Consider the following 19,619-nt stretch of genomic DNA (forward strand, 5'->3'; position numbering starts at 1 on the left):
CCATGATTCAGCGTAAGGCTTTGATCCAGATCACGAACTGCCAAAGGTTTCGGCGACGTCGTACATAACCGGCTCAAAGCTTTTGCACAGTTCATTGATCTTGCGGTTCCGGTCGCGCATTTCCGGGGTGCGCAGCATGGCCAGAAAATCCTCGCGGCGCTGCCATTGAGAATAGTTGGCGATCCGCGTCTGTGCGTCGTTCACATGCAGCCCGGCGGACACAAAGCCCGGTTGTTTCGAAATAAATTCGGCATAAGCATCGGTCAGCGCCTCCAACAGGTCGTGGCAGGTGCCCGGCGTCATTTCAAACGTTGTAATGACGGTCTGGACGCTTGCGTTCTTGGATATCTTCGGCATCTGTATTCTCCCTTAACTTCTGCAAGCCTACCACAGGAACAGAAAAGGTCTTGTGTTTCCTTTGCGGATACAGCCACTTTCAATGGTTTCCCAAAAATGAAGATATCACTAACCAACCGTTAACCATGCTGGCAGATGCTGCGCGCATGTACCGGGCTGTTTTTCTGTTCTTGGCTTTGCTTGCCGCCTCCCCGGCTTGGTCCGGTGCTTGGCTGCGGGAAAAGGGATCTTCGTTTACGGCAGCGTCGGTGACGGCATTCCGGGATCAGTATGGTGGTTATGATTATAAATCATCGCTCTACGCGGAAGTCGGGTTCCGCCAAAACCTGACCATCGGGCTGGATTTCGAGTCCAACAGGGACCTTTACGGTCATGCCCTTGTGTTTGGTCGGATTCAGGTGGCTGATCTTGGTAAGTGGGGGCGATTTGCAGCCGAATTCGGGGCCGGAGTGCATCACAGGCAGCGCAGCGCCTGGGCCGTGTACAAAACTGGCCTGTCTTATGGCAAAGGGTTTCAGACGGGGTGGGGCAACGGCTGGCTGGCGGTCGACGCCGCGTTGGAATTCCGCACACATGAGGCAGTTTATCGGAAACTGGATTTCACGACCGGCCTGTCTGCGGATCGGTTGCTGAACCCATTGTTGCAAATCGAAACCAGCTACACCCCAGACACGTCATTTTACTGGAGGGTACGGCCCTCGGTCATGATCCGCACAAATAAAGGCAAAACCAAGTGGGTTCTTGGTCCCGAACGCACCAATGCCCGCAGTAAAACGGGCATCAGAATCGCAATCTGGAATGAGTTCTGAAATCGGCGCGTCAGGCGCCTGCGTGATCAGTATTCCATTCGAATGGTTGCCGACACCTCTCCCCTCACAGCTTCGGGCCAGCGCAGATTGATGTTGTCACCGTTGAACCCTTGGTTCAGCTGCACATAAGGCGCGGCATAAATGATGCTGCCAAAAACCGTCCGTATCGGCGCCTGCGCGGTTACGGCATCGCAACTTCGCGCCCGACCGCCAAAGGGCAAGCGCCCAGACGACGCGATGGACCAGGCCTGAGCGTTGGACTGCTGCACATGCCGCAGCCGCAACGGGTTGGCGACAGGCGTGGTGATCCCGTGAAACGTGTTATTCTCGAACATCACGTTGCGATGCGCAGTGTTGTTGAGGTTGGCAAAAGAAGTATCCACCCGTTCCGCCCGGTTGATATTGCCGTTGATCGACCGGAACTTGTTGCCAGTTATCGTCACGCCATTCAGGAAATGCCCACCCCCGTGCGGACGGATAACGATACAGCTGAACCATGAGGGGACTTCGCTGGAATAGAAAATATTGTCTGAAATCGTCATCGAACTGAACGAGAACCCGGCGGTATAAACAGGATTCGCATCCCGCTCGTTGGTCCATTGAACAAAGCAATTGTCGATGTAGTTCTCTGAAACGGTAGAGCTGTTATAGGTCCCGATCATGACCAGCCCTGCGGTACGCGGGCCTTGGGGGACGCTGTCGCCCTGAAAGAAGTGGTTGCCGAGGATCAGGTTATTGGTCCCACCCAGAACCGCGAAATGCAGGAACCGTACTGCCCGGTTATGGCGCAATTTGACGTCATTCGCCGTGGCGTTCACCCCCACGGATTTGCGATCCGAAACGTTGAAGGACTCCTCGCTCGACAGGAACTGACAATTGTCGATCAGCATGCCCTGGCACCCGGTTCCGATCGAGGTGATACCACGGTCTTTCGGGCGGCTGATAAAGCAGTTCGTGATGGCGAAAGTGCTGCCCGCCGGCGCCAGTCGAACCGCACTGCTGCGCCCGTTGCACTGGAATTCGATCTCTTCCATCCCGAATTTCCGAAGCGTGCTGAAGCCGCTGAAATCCAGAAGGTATTTGAACGAACTGAACGTGAAGTTTTGCGTCCCTGCGGCGTCAAAGATCGGTGCATTCAGGGTGATCTCGCCTGCGCCGACATTTTTGGAACGCACATAGATCTCGCGTCCGACGCCAGCGCCCTGCACGAAGGAACCAACGGGAATATTGGCCACATTGGCCACATTGCTCAGACGCGTCGGGTTAGAAGGATTGTAGGTCGCAACCGAAGTGAAAACCTCGGTATCCCAGTCCGGGCTGCTCTGAACGTCGAATTGACCATTGCGGATCACCCGGCGGGTCGAAAACCCGCTTTGCCGATTGGGAACGGCGGCGGCCATGTCGATGGGTGCGCTGACCGAAATCTTGCGTCCGCCCATATCCAGAGATTCATGGTCCGCGTTGTTCAACAGTGCCTGAAACGCCTTTTTGAACGCCAGCGTCTCATCGCCAAAAGCGTCGATGTAAGTCGGCAGGTCAAAGCTCTTGGTCAGCAACAGCATCTTGTCGTCGGGCATCGTGACAGTGCCCTCAAAATCCATTTCGGACGCCATCGAGGTGTTTTCGGCCAGAAGATAAGTCCCTTCAGGCACAAAAACCCGGCGTCCGTTTGCGGCCTGATCCGCCGCCTCAAACGCGGCCGAGTCGTCAGCCACACCATCCCCGACAGCTCCGAAATCGCGCACGTCGACAAGGCTGATCAAATCACGCAGGAACACCCCGGTGACATCGGTGATCTCGATATCGTCAACCCGGATCACGGCCCCGTTTGCGCCGTCGATATCCAGACCGAAATGCCCGTACAGCGCCTGTACACCCCAGGGCATATCCACACCGGGGCGCTGGCCGGTACCGACAATGGCCGAAATCTCATGCACACGGCCATAGCCCGACAGCTGTGTTGCCGGGCCTTGGTCGATCACGCCAGTGACCTGCACGTCTCCGGCACCGCCTGCCCAACCGGCGATGCGCACCTCGGGCAGCGGGCCGCTGATGGCTTTGACACGCGCCTTGATTTGCAGGTAGCAGCCCGGCAACAGAGGCGTCTGCCCCATGTGGCGCAACCGCTGGGTCGCGCTGACTTTCAGTATCTCAAGACAGCCGCCGAAATCCGCGTCCGCCGGAACAAATGCGCCCGTTCCGGACCCCGCATAGGTTGGCGAGCCCGGTGTCCCGTCGCCGCTGGACCACACATTCAGACCATTTGCGAAAGCAGGCGGCATGAACACGATGCCGTCGGTGATTGCCTTGTTCATAGAAATCCCTTTCCCAGTCGCGCGGCACAGGCGCGCGTAAAGCCAATGCTCAGGGCCACCGCCCCAAACGCAAAAGCCTAAGTATCGAAGAGGGATTAACCGCCGCTCATGTCACCGTGACGGTGGTGTTGCGTCAGGCCGCCGGGTCTGCGTCGCCCAGCAGCTGTACTCCGTTGATCTTCCAGTCATTCTCTTGCCGGATCATTTGGTAATCCAGAATGTGAACCCGACCCTCGCCATCCGTGATCATGACCTTCTGCCAGAGCGCTCCGGCCACTTCGCGCAGTTCCAGAAACCGAACCTCGGCCGGCCGCCAGACCATTGGATAGCCGCGTTTCACCATGACCCCAAAGTTGTCGGGCGTCTGGAACAAGCGTTGGATATTTGGACTGGCGAAGGTGAAGGCCGTGTCAAAGTCATCAGACTTGAACGCTTGTATCTGCGCCGCGATGTTCGCCTCGATCTCATCACTCTGGGCAAACGCGCCCGAGGCCAGACAGGCGCTCAGGGATACAGCGAGCAATATTCGACGCATGGGGCCACCTCCTGGTGAAAGGGTAGCCCCATGCAGTATCAGGTCAAATCAGGCCAGCTCTCCGGCCAGCGCCTTGTCGATCAAAGCAATCGTTTCCGGCACGCCATAGAGCGCGATGAAACCGCCAAAGCGTGGTCCTTGGGATGCACCCAACAGCACCTCATATAGTGCTGTGAACCAGCCGCGCATCGGGTCGAACCGCTCGCGCCCGATGGAATAGACCACCGATTGCAGCGCCTCGTCTTCGATGGGGCCGTCATAAGCCTCCAAGGCGGATTTCAGGGCCTCCAACGCTTCGCGCTCCTGATCGGTCGGGGCACGGTGCTGGCGGGTCGGTTTGACGAAATCGTTGAAGTAACGCACGGCAAACCCGGCGGCCTGATCCAAATCGGGATGCGTGTCCGCCGTCGCCTCGGGCGCATAGCGACGAATGAAGCCCCACAGCGCCTCTTTGTCCTCGGCACCGGAAACCGATGCGAGGTTCAACAACATCGCAAAGGGTACCATCAGCGTTGATTCCGGAACCTCTCCGCCGTGGATATGCCAGACGGGGTTGTTCAGCTGGGCTTTCAGTTCCTGCCCCGGATAAGCGCGCAATTGCTGGTGATACTCATCCACCGCTTTCGGGATCACGTCGAAATACAGGCGCTTGGCTGTCTTGGGCTTCTGGTACATGAAGTACGACAGGCTTTCCGGCGCGGCGTAGGTCAGCCATTCTTCCATCGACAGGCCATTGCCTTTCGATTTGGAAATCTTCTGCCCCTGCTCATCATTGAACAGTTCATAGCTCAGCGCTTCGGGCGGCTGTTTGCCCAGCGCCCGGCAGATTTTCGACGACTGCGTGACCGAGTCGATCAGGTCTTTGCCCGACATCTCGTAATCCACGCCCAGCGCTGCCCAGCGCATGGCCCAATCCGGCTTCCACTGCATCTTGACGTTTCCGCCAGTGACCGGGATTTCGACCTTCTCGCCATCCGGTTCCTGATAAACGATGGTGCCTTTGGCCACGTTGCGTTCCAGCGTCGGAACTTGCAGCACGTGGCCGGTTTTCGGACTGATCGGCAGGAAACACGAATAAGTCTCACGCCGTTCCGGCCCAAGCGTCGGCAGCATGATCTCCTGAATCTTGTCGAACCGTTCCAACGCGGTCAGCAGCGCCTCATCAAACTTGCCGCTGGTGTAATAGTCGGTGGCCGAAGCGAATTCGTACTCGAAACCGAAACTGTCCAGAAAATCACACAGCATCGCATTGTTGTGCTGTGCAAATCCCTCATGCGTGCCAAATGGATCGCGCACTTTGGTCAGTGGCAGATGCAGGTCTTTTTTCAACTCTTCCTGCATCGGCACATTGGTCGGCACCTTGCGGAACCCGTCCATATCGTCTGAGAAACAGATCAGCTTGGTCGGAATGTCGCTGATCTGCTCGAACGCATGGCGTACCATCGACGTCCGCGCGACCTCACCAAACGTGCCGATATGCGGCAGACCCGAGGGTCCATAGCCCGTCTGAAACAGCACGTATCCCTTTGCCGGAGCTGCTTTCTGATAGCGTTTGAGTACCCGGCGCGCCTCTTCGAAAGGCCAGGCCTTGGACGACATCGCGGTTTCACGCAGTTCAGACATCAGATTTGCTCCATCGGGAAAAACAGCGCCGGTCGCCCTATGCAACCGACCGGCCTCTCCTATTGTGCCGGTGCAGCATGAGTCAATAAACTGCGAGGTTTTTCCTGATTGGAAGGCCGATTTACGCGGTCAACTGGTCAAGTTTCGCGGCCCAAATGAAATCATTCTCACTAAGGCCACCGATTTCATGGGTGGTCAGTTTGACGTCAACATAGCCCCAGCCAAAGGAGACATCGGGGTGATGCCCCTGCTGATCCGCCAACCACGCGCACAGGTTGGCCAGATAAGTCGCCTTGGCGAAGCCTTTGAACTTGTAGTGCCGGCTTAGAACCTTCGCATCCGCATCCAGTTTCCAGTCAGCCGCAAGCTCGGCCATATGGGTATTGGCCTCATCGCGGGTCAAAGCAGGCACACCGCCAGAGCATGGCACGCAGGTTCGATCCGAAAGGCTGCACGTTTCTCCTGTAAGGGTCATGGTCTGGTCACTCCGCTGCGGTTGCTTTTTCCGGGAACTTGTTTGGCAGCAATCCAAGGGACTGCGCCTGACGCACATCGGCCAGCAAGTCGCGGTCGGCCGCTGCAAACAGCTCCTCTGGCGAGTTTAGCACGAAATACCCCATCTGGTGCATGTCGATCCGATAGGGCGTGCGCAGGATCGTCATGATATCAAACGGGTCGCGGTCAGGAACGTCGCTTTCAACCGCGTAAACCAATTCAGTCGGCGAGGACGCAAGCCCCGACCCCAGCGCTTTGATTTCACCGTTCTGACGGCGCAGGCCGAACTCAATCGAGAACCAGTATAGCCGGATCAGCCAGGAATAATCCTTGTCGCCAGCCTTGACCCCCGCCTTACCAATGGCATGGCTGAAAGCGGCAAAGCGCGGGTCGCTCAGCAGAGGCGTATGGCCAAAGATTTCATGAAAGATGTCCGGTTCTTCGATATAGTCGAAATCCTCGCGCGACCGAATGAAAGATGCAGCTGGGAACACCCGGTCAGCCAGCATTCCAAAGAAGGTCTTGAACCCGATCAGTGCCGGAACCGGTTGAACGCGCCAGCCGGTCATGTCCAACAGGCGTTCAGAAATGTCCGCGCAAGAGGGAACGCGCGTCTTCGGCAAGTCCAAACGTTCCAGGCCCGCCAGATAGTCGCGTGCCATATAGCGCTGCACGTTGCCTTGCTGCGCGGCATAGAGATCGGCCCAGACAGCGTCTTCTTCTGCCGTATAGACAATATGGCCGCGTTCATCGGCGATCTTGGCAACGTATTTGGTCGACTTTGGCATCACGTTTCCTCCTAAAGGCAAATATAACCAAGCAATCCGGTGAATTTGGTTTGATTTTGCAGAAAGTTCCGGTAATTTTGGATCAAACATGCCGCGAAAAGCAATCTGATGAAGCAAACACTTCAACCAGCCGACATCGCCATCTTACAAGAACTCCAGACCGAGGGCCGATTGTCGATGCAGGATCTGGCCGACCGCACCGGCCTGTCGGCCTCGCAATGCTGGCGTCGGGTCCGCGATCTTGAGGCCTCCGGCGTTATCTCCGGTTATATCGCGCAAGTAAGGGCCAAATCTGTCGGGCTTGATGCCATCGCCTATGTTCATGTCGCCTTAAGGGACCATCAGGAAGAGAGCATCACGTCCTTTCTCCGCCTTATTGAGACCGAGCCGCAAATCGTCGAATGCGCCTCGATCACCGGGGATCACGACTTCATCTTAAAGGTCTATGCCAAAACGCCCGAGGACCTTGAGCATTTCATTATGCAACGGTTGCTGAAATCTGGCCTGGTCCGCGATACGCGCAGCAATTTCGTGCTGCGTCAGACGAAAACGCGCGGGCCACTGCCCATTCTGTGACCAAACGCGCGGCAAAATCCGTTGAACCTGCCCGCCGCCACCCCTATCGTGCCAGCGCAGAAAAGCCCAATCAGGACGACACCATGACCGAACAAGTACCCCACCCAATGTCCCCACAGGATTGCCTTGTTGCGATCATGGTTGCGATCTCTGCCTCGGATGAAACCATCCGCACGGCTGAACTGGTCAAGATCGAAGGCGCGGTCAACATGCTGCCGGTCTTTGCCGAATACGATGCGGACCGCACCCGTCGCGTGTCGCAAATCGTATTTGACCTGTTCGAGCAAGAAGACGGTCTGGACGCCCTGTTCGGCCTGATCCGGGACAACCTGCCCGAACGTCTGAACGAGACCGCCTATGCTTTGGCCTGTGATGTGGCCGCAGCGGACGGGTCGCTTGCAGAAACCGAGCTACGCCTGCTGGAAGAAATCCGCTATGAGCTGAATATCGACCGCCTGCACGCAGCGGCCATCGAACGCGGCGCACGGGCACGCCACACAACCTGAGTCTAACTGCCTTGCAGTGTGCCCCAGCGCTCGATTAGGGCGCGTTGCAGCTTTCGGGACCGGCGGTTCCAACTGCGCGCGCCGTCCGGACGTTCGCGCAGCGCCCGTGGAATGGTGGCCCGGTGATCGACATCAGCTGTAAAGATGGCGAAGGCCAGTTCTGATCCGTCTGGCGCGGTGATGAACCCGCCCAGACCCGATACGAAATTCAGAGTTCCGGTCTTGGCATCCACTCTGATCGGATGGTCCTTGACCGGTCGACCCTGACTGTCCACCAGCGTAAATTTCTTAAGCAATGGCCGCAGTGCCCCATCCTTCCGCGCCGCCACCAACGCGGTCACAAGGTCTTCTGGTGCCACCCGCGACGCGTCCCCAAGCCCCGAGTGGTCCACCATCGCGATCCCGGTCACGCCATAGGTCTCGCTCGCCCAACGGTTCATCTCTGCAGCGGACTCAGCAAGGCTCTGAATATCGGCCCTGCGCGCCTTAGACGCCGCCATGCCGACCATCTCTGCCGTCACATTGGTCGAATACTTCAGCATACCGCGCAGAATGCTTTCCAACGGGTCGCTCTGATGCACCACCAAAACGGTACCTTGCGGCACTTCCCGCGTAATTTGTACACGGCCCAGCACGATACCGTTGGACCGGGCCAAAGTCCGAAACACATCGCCCGCGTAAAGCGCAGGCTTGCGCACCGGCAGCCACCTTGCGCCACCATCGCCCAGAGCGCCACGGGCCACCGTCCAGCGATCCTGTCGTGCGCTCGGCTGATAGGTGTAGATCGGTAAGTTGCGCTTTTCGACCCGCATGGATGCCATGTCGACCGACGGCCGATACTTGGCGGTACGCGCATCCATGGTCACATTGTAGCTGGACCCGGCGCGCTTCCACTCGAAATGCACACGGTTGAAATTGAGCGAAATACCACTGACAGCCGGGCTGTAGCCCAGGTGATCCGGCTGTCCGGGGTCGATGCTGAATACATAGGGCAACGCCCCGTCATAAACCTTAAAGGCTCCGCGCACTTCGGTGATCCCGGCCTCACGCAGGTTGGCCGCCATCGAAGCCAGATCATCGGTATCCAGCAGTGGGTCGCCGCCGCCGACAAGGATCAAATCGCCCTTCAGCACACCGTTTTCAATCGGGCCATCCGCGATCAAAGCGGTCTCGAACCGGTAGTCGGCTCCCAGAACATCCAAGGCATAAAGCGCTGTCAGAGCTTTGGCGACGCTTGCGGGGGGCAAACCCTGATCGCCGCCAAATTCCTCAAGCTGCGCGCCGGTTTCCACGTCAGCTACGGCAAAGACGACATCGCCCTGCAAACGAGCTGCCTGAATAAGGCGCTCGGCCCCGCTGGGCTGTGCGCCTCGAAGCTGCGGCCGCAGCGATTGCACAGGAGCACCTGCCCAGGCCGAGCCCGACGCAATTGAGGCCCCCAGACCTGCAAGAAACAAACGACGCGAAATACGATCAACCATGGGTCAATTAAAATCCCAGAGATCACAAGCAAACAACCACTGGCGGGGATTATGCGCGCAGGGGGGCTATTCCGGCAACACCCCATTCGACCAGATGCCGCGATTGCGAAGTTCAGTTGAACTGACATCGACCATCGGCACATTGACAAAACACCACGCCGGAGCCTGCGCCCGCCCAAGTAAATGCCGTGCCTGCCCGTCGATACGGTACCTGGCATAGAGCCGCGCGGCAGGCGACATCCGGGCCGAGATCCGATCCCCAGGTCGCGCCACCACGCCCACCGGCACACTGTCCATGATCAACCGCCAGTCCGTCCAGCGATGAAACTGCGCCAGATTGTCGGCCCCCATCAGCCAGACGAACCGAACCTGCGGGTACAATCGCCGCAACGCCGCCAGAGTATCCGCCGTCGCCCGTGTTCCGGTCAGTGCCTCTATGTCGGTGACCTCAACGCGTGGGTGCTGCATAACATCCTGCGCCGCCTCGAGCCGCCGCTGCAATGGCGCAGGGCCGCGCTCTTTCAACGGGTTGCCCGGAGAGACCAGCCACCACACCCGGTCCAGCCCAAACGCCTTCATCGCCTCAAGCGTGACATGCACATGTCCTTGGTGCGGCGGATCAAAAGACCCGCCGAACAGCCCGATGACCTGTCCGGGGCACGCGTATGGAATGTCGTATCGCTCCATTCCCCGCTGATGTTCAGAACTGGGGGGCGTTGTCAATCAACAGGTTGCACTAGATCGCCCAGCCTTACGCGCCCCGGCTTGATGACTTCGGCACACCAGCCCCCATGCCCGCGCACGGCAGAATAGCCACCTTTGCCCAGCGCCTCCTCCATCCGGCTGCATGGCGCGCAGATCACGGTAAAGCGCAGAATGGCTTCGCCCACCTGCACCTCACGCCCCTTGAGCGCCGCCAGGTTGATCCCCGAAACCACCAGATTGCGCCGCAGGATATCCGGCGCGATCGGCCCCTGTCCGAGATAGGAACCAATCGCCGCCAGATGCTCCTGCTGGATCAGAGTCACCGCCCGCTTACCAGCACGGCTGCGATCACCTTCGAGTCCGTCAAGCGTTACTTCGGCCGCTTCCGAAATGAGCATCTGCGCCCGCCGCTCTGGCCGAAGCCCAATCCATTCCACCCGACCGGGGCGCGCCCAGCCCGCTATCAACTCTGCCAGTTCTGCCAATCTGCCCCCCGCATTCAATTGCGCCAATCTTACCAAAAACGAACCCGCGTTAAATTCACAAAACCACCAGCTTGCCCCGCCCGCCCGGCTCGGATATCCAGCGTTTCAACCCAATTTCCCCGACCCAGAGGACGCGACATGGCCGCCTATCAATATGTCTACCACATGCAGGGTGTCTCCAAGACCTATCCCGGTGGCAAGAAATGCTTTGAAAACATTCACCTGAGCTTTCTGCCCGGTGTTAAAATCGGTGTTGTCGGCGTCAACGGCGCGGGTAAATCGACGCTGATGAAAATCATGGCCGGCCTCGATACCGACTTCACTGGTGAGGCATGGGCAGCTGAGGGCGCCAAGGTCGGCTATCTGCCTCAGGAGCCGCAGTTGGATGAATCGCTGACCGTCCGCGAAAACGTGATGCTGGGCGTGGCCGCGAAAAAGGCCAAGGTCGACCGCTTCAACGAAATCGCCATGGAGATCGCCGAGAATTATTCGGACGAGCTGATGGAGGAGATGACCACCCTGCAGGACGCGATCGACGCGGAAAACCTCTGGGATCTCGACAGCCAGATCGACGTCTCGATGGAGGCGCTGCGCTGCCCGCCGGATGATGCCAACATCGCCAACCTTTCGGGCGGTGAGAAACGCCGCGTGGCGCTCTGTAAGCTGCTGCTCGAAGCGCCCGACATGCTGCTGCTCGACGAACCGACCAACCACCTGGACGCCGAGACCATCGCCTGGCTGCAACAGCACCTGATCGACTACAAGGGCACCATCCTGATCGTCACCCACGACCGTTACTTTCTGGATGACATCACTGGCTGGATTCTGGAACTCGACCGTGGCCGCGGCATTCCGTACGAGGGCAACTATTCCGCATGGCTGGAACAAAAGGCCAAACGGCTGGAGCAGGAAGCCCGCGAGGACAAGTCCAAGCAGAAGACCCTGCAACGCGAACTGGAATGGATGCGTCAGGGTCAGAAGGCCCGTCAGGCCAAATCCAAGGCCCGGATCAACGCCTATAACGAACTGGCCGAACAGTCCGAACGCGAAAAACTGACCCGCGCGCAGATCGTCATCCCCAACGGCCAGCGCCTTGGTGGCAAAGTGATCGAGGTCGAGGGCCTGTCGAAACACATGGGCGATAAGCAACTGATCGAAGGGCTGGACTTTGCGCTGCCCCCCGGCGGCATCGTCGGCGTTATCGGCCCCAACGGTGCGGGTAAATCGACGCTGTTCAAAATGCTCACCGGTCAGGAACAGCCCGATAGCGGCACCATCACGCTGGGCGACACGGTCGAGCTGTCCTATGTCGACCAGTCCCGCGACGACCTGAAAGACAACGACACCGTGTGGGAGGCGATCACCGGGGGCGCCGAGATCATTCAGCTGGGCGATGCGCAGGTCAATTCCCGCGCCTATTGCTCGTCCTTCAACTTCAAGGGCGGCGACCAGCAGAAAAAGGTCTCGCTGCTATCCGGCGGTGAACGCAACCGCGTCCACATGGCCCGCCTGTTGAAAGAGGGCGGCAACGTGTTGCTGCTCGACGAACCGACCAACGATCTCGACGTCGAAACCCTGCGCGCGCTGGAAGACGCCCTGGTCGATTTTGCCGGCTGCGCCGTGGTCATCTCACACGACCGCTTCTTCCTTGACCGGATTTGCACGCATATTCTGGCGTTCGAGGGGGATGCTCATGTGGAGTGGTTCGAGGGCAACTTCGAGGATTACGAAGAGGACAAAAAGCGCCGCTTGGGTCCAGATGCACTGGAGCCAAAGCGGTTAAAGCATAAGAAGTTTGCGCGTTAAAAAAAGCTCTTGAGCTTTATGCTTACGATTGTACTCTCGGGGAAAGAGCATCGCGCTACTGGCGCGATGCGTTAATTTGTATTGTAGACATACCGTGTCGGAAATTTTCAAAAAAGACTTTCTGAGTTACACAAAAGCTATAGGCAGTATAGGCGGATTTCTTGCTGTCGTTTTTGTGGTTGTGCAAATCAGCAAAGGTCAAACATGGGTAGATAGCAACAGCAAGCTGTTGCTGACCCATGGTGCGTATTGGTTCTTACTACTTTTAGTTGGATGGCTCATAGTTAGCTGGCAACCTGAGGACTACCTCGCTTCGCCTAAAGTCCGTGTTGTAAGAGACGACGGAATACTTATCGTTGAGAAAAGTCCGTGGCTTGGTATTGGCGTCGGAACCGCGATCTATTTGATAGAAGATGACTTCGAAAAGCTAATATGCGGAGCCGAGGTCATAAACATACAATCTAATGAACTCGTTCAATTGAAAACAGCTGCGATTGACAGTGATCATCCTGATTATCTTGCAGCTCTAAAGGCTTCAAAGGACGATATCCTAGTAAAACCAGGGCTATACCGATGAACGACAACAAATACGAAGGTTTACCAAGAGTCGTGCAAGTCATAGATGAGTACACACTTGTGATTAACTCTGGCGAAGCCGCTGGAGTTTCCAGCGGTGATCGCTTCCTCGTTTTTCGCGTTGGAGAAAATGTTATCGACCCCAAAACAGGCGAAGACCTTGGAGTTCTGGAAACCGTAGTGGGGAAAGCTCGTGTTACGCATTTACAGGAGCGGATATCCACAATCTCAAGCGATCAACGTGAAAACTCGCCTGGGCGCAAAGTGATAACACGGAGAACTGGGGGCATCGCAGTACTCGGTGCCAGCGTGGAGGAGGTTGAAGAAAACCCAAGAGAGGACTGGATGCCTTTGAAAGCCGAGGTTGGTGATCTAGCTAAGCCAATATAGCAAAAACCGACTTGTTCGGGCATTTTAGGCGTTAGGTGCTTGCCACAACCCCACCCCAATGCCATATCCAAAGGGCTAACGTTTTTCTATTTCGACCTACTGTCTCCTTCTACGGCGCTCAGTCACTCGATCCAGACCGACGACGCCAGGCTGCCGCATCTACGTGGGCAGCACCAATTAGGAGACAACGGATATGCCCGCAGGCACCGTAAAATGGTTCAACACCACCAAAGGCTACGGCTTTATTGCACCCGAAGATGGCGGCAAAGACATCTTCGTTCACATCTCGGCTGTCGAGCGCTCGGGCCTGACCGGTCTGGCCGACAACCAGAAAGTCACATACGAGCTGCGCTCGGGTCGTGACGGCCGCGAAAGCGCGGACGACATTCAACTGGCATAAGCCGTTGAAAGGGCCGGGCATTCCCCGGCCCTTATCTTTCCCGGCACCACCACTGCGCGCATTTTGCCGACACGCAGGTGTGGCCGGACGATTACATCACAGTTGCGTTACTCTTCCCCAGTGATTGACCGTATCGGCTATCATTCCGACATTAGGGTCAAGATTATTCTGTTGTTTTGAAGAGAGCTGCCATGTTCACGCGCCGTACTTTCCTGACAGCGACCGCCGCCGCCAGCCTTGTGCCGGGTGTTGCGATCGCCAAGAAGAAAGCTGTCGAATACGATCCCACACCGCAATTCGTGCGAATCAAGAAAGAGTTCCAGCCGGGTCAGTTGCTGGTCGTCCCCCGGTCCTTTTACCTCTACTACGTGACCGAGCCGCGCAAGGCGATCCGCTATGGTTGCGGGGTCGGCAAGGCCGGGCTTGAGTTCACCGGCACCGCTACGATCGACGTCAAGAAAGAGTGGCCCACCTGGCGACCGACTGATGAGATGATCGAACGCGAACCCGTCACCTATGCCCGGTTCAAGGACAACGACTATGTCCAGCCCGGTGGAGGTGACAACCCGCTGGGCGCACGGGCGCTGTATCTGTTCCAGAACGGCGTCGATACCTATTTTCGCATCCACGGCACCACCCAGCCGCAAACCATCGGGCGGGCGGCGTCAAACGGCTGTATCCGGATGCTGAATGAGCATGTGATCGACCTGTACCAACGGGTGCCAATCGGAACGGTTGTGACAGTGGTTTGATCGGCGGATCAAGGCGCCGACCAATCCACGTCTTTCGCCTCTTGGATATGCAGCAATCCGTCGGGCCATGGCCGCGTTAGTTCTTGCGCTTGTTTCTCCGATCCGGTCAGCCAGGTGACTATGTCTGACGCTTTCAACAGAACGCCCATCCTGTGATGGATGGGTTTCACATCGCCATTTGGCTCGCATGTCACGGCGGCAAACTGATCCACCTGCAATCCGCCGGGTGCCTGCCATATGTCCGTGATCGCAGCAAAGTAGAGCGGCGCGCCGTCAGCAGATGAGATACGCCACGCGGTCTTGCGGCGCTTTTCTCCGGTCCATTCGTACCATCCATCCACTGGAACAACCGCGCGGCCGACGCCCTCAAACGCGGTTTTGTCAAAGACAGTCTCGGAGCGGGCGTTAAAGATGGTCTCCATCACCGGACGACCACGCGCGTTGACCCGACCGACCGGGATCATTCCCCAGCGCATTGGCACCAGCCTTGTCTGGTTCAGCACCAGCATCTCTTGCCCCGGCTGTATATTCCGACGGGCCGGTTGATCGGGTACGTCCCCTGAAACACCCAGCAACGCAGCGATTTCAGAGATTGGTCGCGTCAGAAAGAACCGCCCCGGCATGTGTTACTCCTGTTTTGTAACCTCATTGACCAGTTCCAACACCTTTGGCCCCAAAGCCTCGACAATCAAGGCGACGCCTTTGGCGTTGGGGTGAATTCCATCCGGTTGCATGAACGCCCCGACCGCATTCGGATCGCCATTTGCCGACAGGCCCTCAAAAAAGCTGGGCGCATACAGAGTCTCATACTGCCGCGCTAATTCAGGATAGATGGCATCGAAGGCCACTTTGTAATCGGCCCCATAGTTTCCCGGAGCCTGCATTCCGACCAGCAGGACATCGACCCCCGCGGTATCCGCCGCCCGGACAATCGTCTCAAGGTTGGTACGCGACACGGCCGGGTCGATGCCGCGTAGCAGGTCGTTGCCTCCAAGGGCCACAATCATTCCGTCCACATCCGGCGTCAGCGTCCAATCCACCCGCGCGGCACCGCCAGCTGTCGTGTCCCCCGACACACCGGCATTGATAAGGCGTACATCCGCGCCCTGTGCCTGCAACCACCGATCCAGCTGAGGGACAAACCCGTCCTGCTCCGGCAGCCCGTAGCCTTGCGTCAAAGAATCCCCGAGCGCTGCGATCACCACCTGTTCGGCTGTGGCGGTAAAGCCGCAGCAGACAAACAGCGCCGACATCAAAGCCTTGCGTAACATCAGATCCGCTCCATATCCCAAATGATCGCCCTCGCCTGGACAGACTTATGACGACACCCGTACTTTCGCTCCAAAATGCCGCTTTGTCGCTGGATGGCAATGCCGGGCGGGTCAATATCCTGCATGACATCTCTCTAACTGTGACCCAAGGCGAAACGCTGGGGCTGGTCGGGCCGTCCGGGTCCGGCAAGTCCTCGCTGCTGATGCTGATGGGCGGGTTAGAGCAGGCAACGGCAGGTCAGATCACCGCTTTGGGTCAGAATCTGACGGATATGGACGAGGACGCGCTGGCCCGGTTCCGGCGCGATGCGATGGGAGTGGTGTTCCAGAACTTTCACCTGATCCCAACCATGACCGCGTTGGAGAACGTCGCTACGCCGCTGGAATTGGCCGGGCACCGAGATGCGTTTGACAGGGCCGAGGCGGAACTGGATGCAGTGGGTCTGTCGCATCGCCGCGATCATTATCCAGCACAGTTGTCTGGCGGTGAACAGCAACGGGTGGCGCTGGCCCGCGCTTCTGCCCCGCGACCTCAAATCCTGTTGGCTGATGAGCCCACTGGCAATCTGGATGAGGCAAATGGCGCGGCCATCGTAGATCTGCTGTTCGGTCTGCGCGACCGCCACGGCGCGACGCTGGTACTGGTCACGCACAGCCACAGCCTTGCCCGAAAATGCGACCGGGTTGTGCGGCTGCGCGACGGCACAATCGCTGAAGACGCACAGCAAGAGGCGGCGGAATGAGTCTGCGACTGGCCGCTCGACTGGCGCGACGTGAACTACGCGGCGGCGTGCACGGCTTTCGTGTGTTTATAGCCTGCCTGGCTTTGGGCGTTGCCGCCATTGCCGCTGTCGGATCGGTAAGGTCGGCCATTCAGACTGGTTTGACAAATGAAGGTGCCGCGCTGCTGGGCGGTGATGCGCAGTTGGAGTTCACCTATCGCTTCGCAACCGAAGACGAGCGTGTCTGGATGCAGCAAACCGCCACGGATGTCTCTGAGGTGGTCGATTTCCGTTCGATGGCAGTGGTTCGGCAAGGCGAGGGAACCGAACGCGCGCTGACGCAGGTGAAATCGGTGGACGCGGCCTATCCGTTGCTGGGTACACCAGTGCTGGAGCCAGACCAACCTCTCGCCACTGCCCTGAACGGGGCGGATGGCCTGCCCGGGGCGGTCATGGACCCCGTTCTGATAGATCGGCTGGGCCTGTCTATCGGGGACCGCTTCGCCCTCGGCACGCAGGACTTTACACTGACTGCCGCCTTGATTGTCGAACCGGATGGGGCGGCTGATGGATTCGGGTTGGGGCCGCGTACACTGGTTCGTACGGAGGATTTACAGGCCTCGGGTCTATTGGCGCCAGGGACGTTGTTTTCCACAAAATACCGGCTGGACCTGCCGCCGGACACCGACATTGTGTCCGTGTCCGCAACTGCTCGGCAAAACTTTGACGGCACTGGAATGCGCTGGACCGATGCCCGCAATGGCGCGCCGGGGATCGCCGAATTCGTCGCCCGTCTCAGCGCCTTTCTGGTTCTGGTCGGGCTGTCCGGTCTTGCAGTTGGCGGCATTGGCGTGTCCGCTGCGGTGCGCGCTTACCTGGCGCAAAAAACGGAAACCATCGCCACCCTGCGCACGTTAGGCGCAGATCGGGCAACCGTCTTCCAAACCTATATGATCCAGATCGGAGTGCTATCTGGCATTGGGATCGTTCTAGGCATCATTCTGGGTGGCGTACTCCCGTTACTGCTGGCCCCGCTGATCGAAGCACGCCTGCCCGTCCCGACAGAATTCGCCCTATATCCCCGCCCCTTGGCCGAAGCAGCGCTGTACGGAGTTCTGACCGCGTTCCTCTTCACGCTCTGGCCCCTTGCCCGAACCGAGGAAGTCAGGGCTGCAACACTGTTTCGCGATGCGTTGTCTTCGGCAAAGGCCATTCCACGCCCAGTGTTTGTGGCGGCTACGGCCATCGGTCTGGCGTTGCTGATCGCGTCGGCCGCATGGTTCAGTGGCTCAACCCGCCTGACACTATGGACAAGTGGCGGGCTGGTTGGCGCGTTGTTTCTCCTGTCTCTCTCCGCCTTTGGAATCCGGAAACTGGCCCGTGTCAGCGCGAAGTCAGCGCGTGGTCGCCCGGCGCTGCGTTGGGCTTTGTCGGCCATCTCGGACCCGCGCGAAGGGGCGGCTTCGGTGGTGCTGTCTCTGGGATTGGGCCTGTCCGTTCTGGCCGCTGTCGGGCAAATCGACGGCACCCTGCGCAACGCGATCTCAGGCAATCTGCCGGACGTGGCCCCGTCGTATTTCTTCGTCGACATCCAAAAGGACCAAATGCCCGGCTTTACAGACCGGCTCGAAACCGACCCCGCCGTCAGCCGCATCGAAAGCGCCCCAATGCTGCGCGGGATCATAACGCAGATCAACGGCCAGCCTGCGCGCGATGTTGCGGGGGATCATTGGGTTCTGGAAGGCGACCGGGGCGTAACCTATTCCGTCAACCCGCCGGAAAACGCCCGTGTCACCGCAGGCGAATGGTGGGACGAGGATTATTCTGGCACCCCACAAGTCAGCTTCGCCGCAGAAGAGGCCGAGGAAATGGGTCTGTCCCTTGGCGATGAGCTGACAGTGAACATTTTGGGCCGCGATATCACGGCTCAGATCACATCCCTGCGCGAGGTCGATTTCTCAACCGCTGGCATGGGCTTCATTATGTCAATGAACCCGTCCGCCCTGGCCGGAGCGCCGCACAGTTTCATCGCCACCGTCTATGCCGAAGAACAAGCCGAAGCCGCCATCCTGCGCGATCTGGCCGGGCAATTCCCGAACATCACCGCGATCCGTGTGCGCGATGCGATCGACCGCGTGTCGGGCCTGCTGGCTGGCCTAGCGGCGGCCACCTCATATGGCGCGGGTATCTCACTGCTCACCGGTTTTCTGGTTCTGATCGGAGCGGCGGCAGCAGGCGAATCCGCACGGCGTTACGAGTCTGCCATCCTGAAGACGCTGGGCGCAGACCGGCGCCGTATCCTGATCAGCTTTGCTCTGCGCTCAGTCTTGCTGGGCGCGGCGGCAGGCTGCGTGGCCTTACTGGTTGGAATTCTGGGCGGCTGGGCCGTGGCCACCTATATCTTCGACACCGGATTCTCGGTCATTTGGGGCTCGGCCCTGGGCATCGTATTGGCAGGAATCCTTGTGACCCTGGGCGCGGGCCTCATCTTTGCCTTGCGCCCACTGGCCGTCCGCCCGGCCCGCATCCTGCGCGCCGCTGACTAGCGGACGCAAGCCACCGGTTGCAGGATTTGAAGCAAATGATCGTTGTCACAGACAAGCGCATCCAGCGTGATCTCGTCCAGCGAGGCATAAAACACCTCGGCCGCGTCTTGCAGCGCTACACGCAAGCGGCAAGCGTCGGTCAGCGGGCAGGTGTTGTCAGCATCAGCAAAACACTCGGCGATCGGCAAGTTGCCCTCGACATGGCGAAAAACCGACCCAATACGGATTTGATCGGCGGGATGCGCCAGCGACATGCCGCCGTTGCGGCCACGCTGAGTGCTCAGGTAATTCAGCTGACTTAGCTGATTGATCACCTGCGCCAGATGGTTCTCAGAGATGTTGCAGACCTCGGCGATCTCGGCCTTTGTCACAAGCCGATCCTGATGCGCGGCACAATACATCAACAGGCGTACGGCAATATTTGTCCGTTTGGTAATCCGCATGGTGGCCTCCCAGAAATCAAGATGCGACCTTATTGCAT

22 protein-coding genes are annotated in these 19,619 nt (G+C 58.5%); 10 read left to right on the forward strand and 12 right to left on the reverse strand.

The window, feature by feature from the left end:
* Window positions 1-30: 30 nt before the first annotated feature.
* Window positions 31-357, reverse strand: coding sequence for an antibiotic biosynthesis monooxygenase family protein (locus ACOQOY_RS08875; RefSeq protein WP_420585080.1), 327 nt, complete (start codon window positions 355-357; stop codon window positions 31-33).
* Window positions 358-503: 146 nt separating this feature from the next.
* Here ACOQOY_RS08875 and ACOQOY_RS08880 point away from each other — a divergent pair, with 146 nt between their 5' ends.
* Window positions 504-1,166: a hypothetical protein gene (locus tag ACOQOY_RS08880; protein WP_420585081.1), complete on the forward strand. Its 663-nt coding sequence runs from the start codon at window positions 504-506 to the stop codon at window positions 1,164-1,166.
* A gap of 26 nt (window positions 1,167-1,192) precedes the next feature.
* On the opposite strand, the gene ACOQOY_RS08885 is transcribed toward ACOQOY_RS08880, so the two are convergent.
* From ACOQOY_RS08885 to phhA, 5 genes are all read right to left on the reverse strand, one after another.
* On the reverse strand, window positions 1,193-3,481 hold the full coding sequence (locus tag ACOQOY_RS08885; protein ID WP_420585082.1) for a glycosyl hydrolase family 28-related protein: 2,289 nt from the start codon (window positions 3,479-3,481) through the stop codon (window positions 1,193-1,195).
* A 133-nt stretch (window positions 3,482-3,614) separates the two neighbouring features.
* Window positions 3,615-4,016: a DUF4864 domain-containing protein gene (locus ACOQOY_RS08890; RefSeq protein WP_420585083.1), complete on the reverse strand. Its 402-nt coding sequence runs from the start codon at window positions 4,014-4,016 to the stop codon at window positions 3,615-3,617.
* A 48-nt stretch (window positions 4,017-4,064) separates the two neighbouring features.
* Window positions 4,065-5,639, reverse strand: a complete 1,575-nt coding sequence (locus ACOQOY_RS08895) for a lysine--tRNA ligase (protein ID WP_420585084.1) — start codon at window positions 5,637-5,639, stop codon at window positions 4,065-4,067.
* A 121-nt stretch (window positions 5,640-5,760) separates the two neighbouring features.
* Window positions 5,761-6,114 (reverse strand): 4a-hydroxytetrahydrobiopterin dehydratase, encoded by a 354-nt coding sequence (locus tag ACOQOY_RS08900; RefSeq protein ID WP_420585085.1) that lies wholly within the window; start codon window positions 6,112-6,114, stop codon window positions 5,761-5,763.
* 7 nt (window positions 6,115-6,121) lie between these two features.
* Complete coding sequence (gene phhA / locus ACOQOY_RS08905) at window positions 6,122-6,922, reverse strand: phenylalanine 4-monooxygenase (protein ID WP_420585086.1); 801 nt, start codon at window positions 6,920-6,922, stop codon at window positions 6,122-6,124.
* 108 nt (window positions 6,923-7,030) lie between these two features.
* Here phhA and ACOQOY_RS08910 point away from each other — a divergent pair, with 108 nt between their 5' ends.
* Window positions 7,031-7,498, forward strand: a complete 468-nt coding sequence (locus ACOQOY_RS08910; RefSeq protein WP_420585087.1) for an Lrp/AsnC family transcriptional regulator — start codon at window positions 7,031-7,033, stop codon at window positions 7,496-7,498.
* Between the two features lie 83 nt (window positions 7,499-7,581).
* Window positions 7,582-8,004 carry a tellurite resistance TerB family protein gene (locus ACOQOY_RS08915; protein WP_420585088.1) on the forward strand — a complete coding sequence of 141 codons (423 nt, stop codon included), beginning with the start codon at window positions 7,582-7,584 and terminating at the stop codon, window positions 8,002-8,004.
* A 2-nt stretch (window positions 8,005-8,006) separates the two neighbouring features.
* Here ACOQOY_RS08915 and dacB read toward each other — a convergent pair whose 3' ends face one another.
* The 3 genes from dacB to ACOQOY_RS08930 form a co-directional block, all read right to left on the reverse strand.
* Entirely contained in the window at window positions 8,007-9,485 is a 1,479-nt protein-coding gene (gene dacB / locus ACOQOY_RS08920) for a D-alanyl-D-alanine carboxypeptidase/D-alanyl-D-alanine endopeptidase (protein WP_420585089.1), read from the reverse strand.
* Between the two features lie 66 nt (window positions 9,486-9,551).
* Complete coding sequence (locus ACOQOY_RS08925; RefSeq protein ID WP_420585090.1) at window positions 9,552-10,172, reverse strand: nicotinate-nucleotide adenylyltransferase; 621 nt, start codon at window positions 10,170-10,172, stop codon at window positions 9,552-9,554.
* 32 nt (window positions 10,173-10,204) lie between these two features.
* Complete coding sequence (locus ACOQOY_RS08930) at window positions 10,205-10,675, reverse strand: MOSC domain-containing protein (RefSeq protein ID WP_420585091.1); 471 nt, start codon at window positions 10,673-10,675, stop codon at window positions 10,205-10,207.
* Between the two features lie 138 nt (window positions 10,676-10,813).
* Between ACOQOY_RS08930 and ettA the strand changes: the two genes are divergently transcribed.
* The 5 genes from ettA (at window position 10,814) to ACOQOY_RS08955 (ending at window position 14,599) form a co-directional block, all read left to right on the forward strand.
* Complete coding sequence (gene ettA / locus ACOQOY_RS08935; RefSeq protein WP_010442471.1) at window positions 10,814-12,481, forward strand: energy-dependent translational throttle protein EttA; 1,668 nt, start codon at window positions 10,814-10,816, stop codon at window positions 12,479-12,481.
* 94 nt (window positions 12,482-12,575) lie between these two features.
* Window positions 12,576-13,058: a hypothetical protein gene (locus ACOQOY_RS08940; protein WP_420585092.1), complete on the forward strand. Its 483-nt coding sequence runs from the start codon at window positions 12,576-12,578 to the stop codon at window positions 13,056-13,058.
* Window positions 13,055-13,447 (forward strand): hypothetical protein, encoded by a 393-nt coding sequence (locus ACOQOY_RS08945; protein ID WP_420585093.1) that lies wholly within the window; start codon window positions 13,055-13,057, stop codon window positions 13,445-13,447. Before ACOQOY_RS08940 ends, ACOQOY_RS08945 begins: the two co-directional genes overlap by 4 nt.
* Before the next feature lie 193 nt (window positions 13,448-13,640).
* Window positions 13,641-13,847: a cold-shock protein gene (locus ACOQOY_RS08950; protein WP_170350547.1), complete on the forward strand. Its 207-nt coding sequence runs from the start codon at window positions 13,641-13,643 to the stop codon at window positions 13,845-13,847.
* A 191-nt stretch (window positions 13,848-14,038) separates the two neighbouring features.
* Complete coding sequence (locus ACOQOY_RS08955) at window positions 14,039-14,599, forward strand: L,D-transpeptidase (protein WP_420585094.1); 561 nt, start codon at window positions 14,039-14,041, stop codon at window positions 14,597-14,599.
* An 8-nt stretch (window positions 14,600-14,607) separates the two neighbouring features.
* Here ACOQOY_RS08955 and ACOQOY_RS08960 read toward each other — a convergent pair whose 3' ends face one another.
* Together ACOQOY_RS08960 and ACOQOY_RS08965 are read right to left on the reverse strand one after the other, a co-directional pair.
* Window positions 14,608-15,222, reverse strand: a complete 615-nt coding sequence (locus tag ACOQOY_RS08960; RefSeq protein ID WP_420585095.1) for an SOS response-associated peptidase — start codon at window positions 15,220-15,222, stop codon at window positions 14,608-14,610.
* Between the two features lie 3 nt (window positions 15,223-15,225).
* A complete protein-coding gene (locus ACOQOY_RS08965) occupies window positions 15,226-15,870 on the reverse strand; it encodes an arylesterase (RefSeq protein WP_420585096.1) in 645 nt (214 codons plus the stop codon).
* 47 nt (window positions 15,871-15,917) lie between these two features.
* Between ACOQOY_RS08965 and ACOQOY_RS08970 the strand changes: the two genes are divergently transcribed.
* Both ACOQOY_RS08970 and ACOQOY_RS08975 read left to right on the forward strand, forming a co-directional pair.
* Window positions 15,918-16,613, forward strand: a complete 696-nt coding sequence (locus tag ACOQOY_RS08970) for an ABC transporter ATP-binding protein (protein WP_420585097.1) — start codon at window positions 15,918-15,920, stop codon at window positions 16,611-16,613.
* The gene (locus ACOQOY_RS08975) at window positions 16,610-19,138 is read left to right on the forward strand and encodes an ABC transporter permease (RefSeq protein ID WP_420585098.1); all 2,529 of its coding nucleotides are present in this window, start codon (window positions 16,610-16,612) and stop codon (window positions 19,136-19,138) included. Before ACOQOY_RS08970 ends, ACOQOY_RS08975 begins: the two co-directional genes overlap by 4 nt.
* On the opposite strand, the gene ACOQOY_RS08980 is transcribed toward ACOQOY_RS08975, so the two are convergent.
* Window positions 19,135-19,581: an RrF2 family transcriptional regulator gene (locus tag ACOQOY_RS08980; protein ID WP_420585099.1), complete on the reverse strand. Its 447-nt coding sequence runs from the start codon at window positions 19,579-19,581 to the stop codon at window positions 19,135-19,137. The two genes, ACOQOY_RS08975 and ACOQOY_RS08980, sit on opposite strands and share 4 nt — an antisense overlap.
* Between the last annotated feature and the right edge of the window lie 38 nt (window positions 19,582-19,619).

This window comes from Ruegeria sp., from assembly GCF_965221235.1.
Classification (GTDB): domain Bacteria; phylum Pseudomonadota; class Alphaproteobacteria; order Rhodobacterales; family Rhodobacteraceae; genus Ruegeria.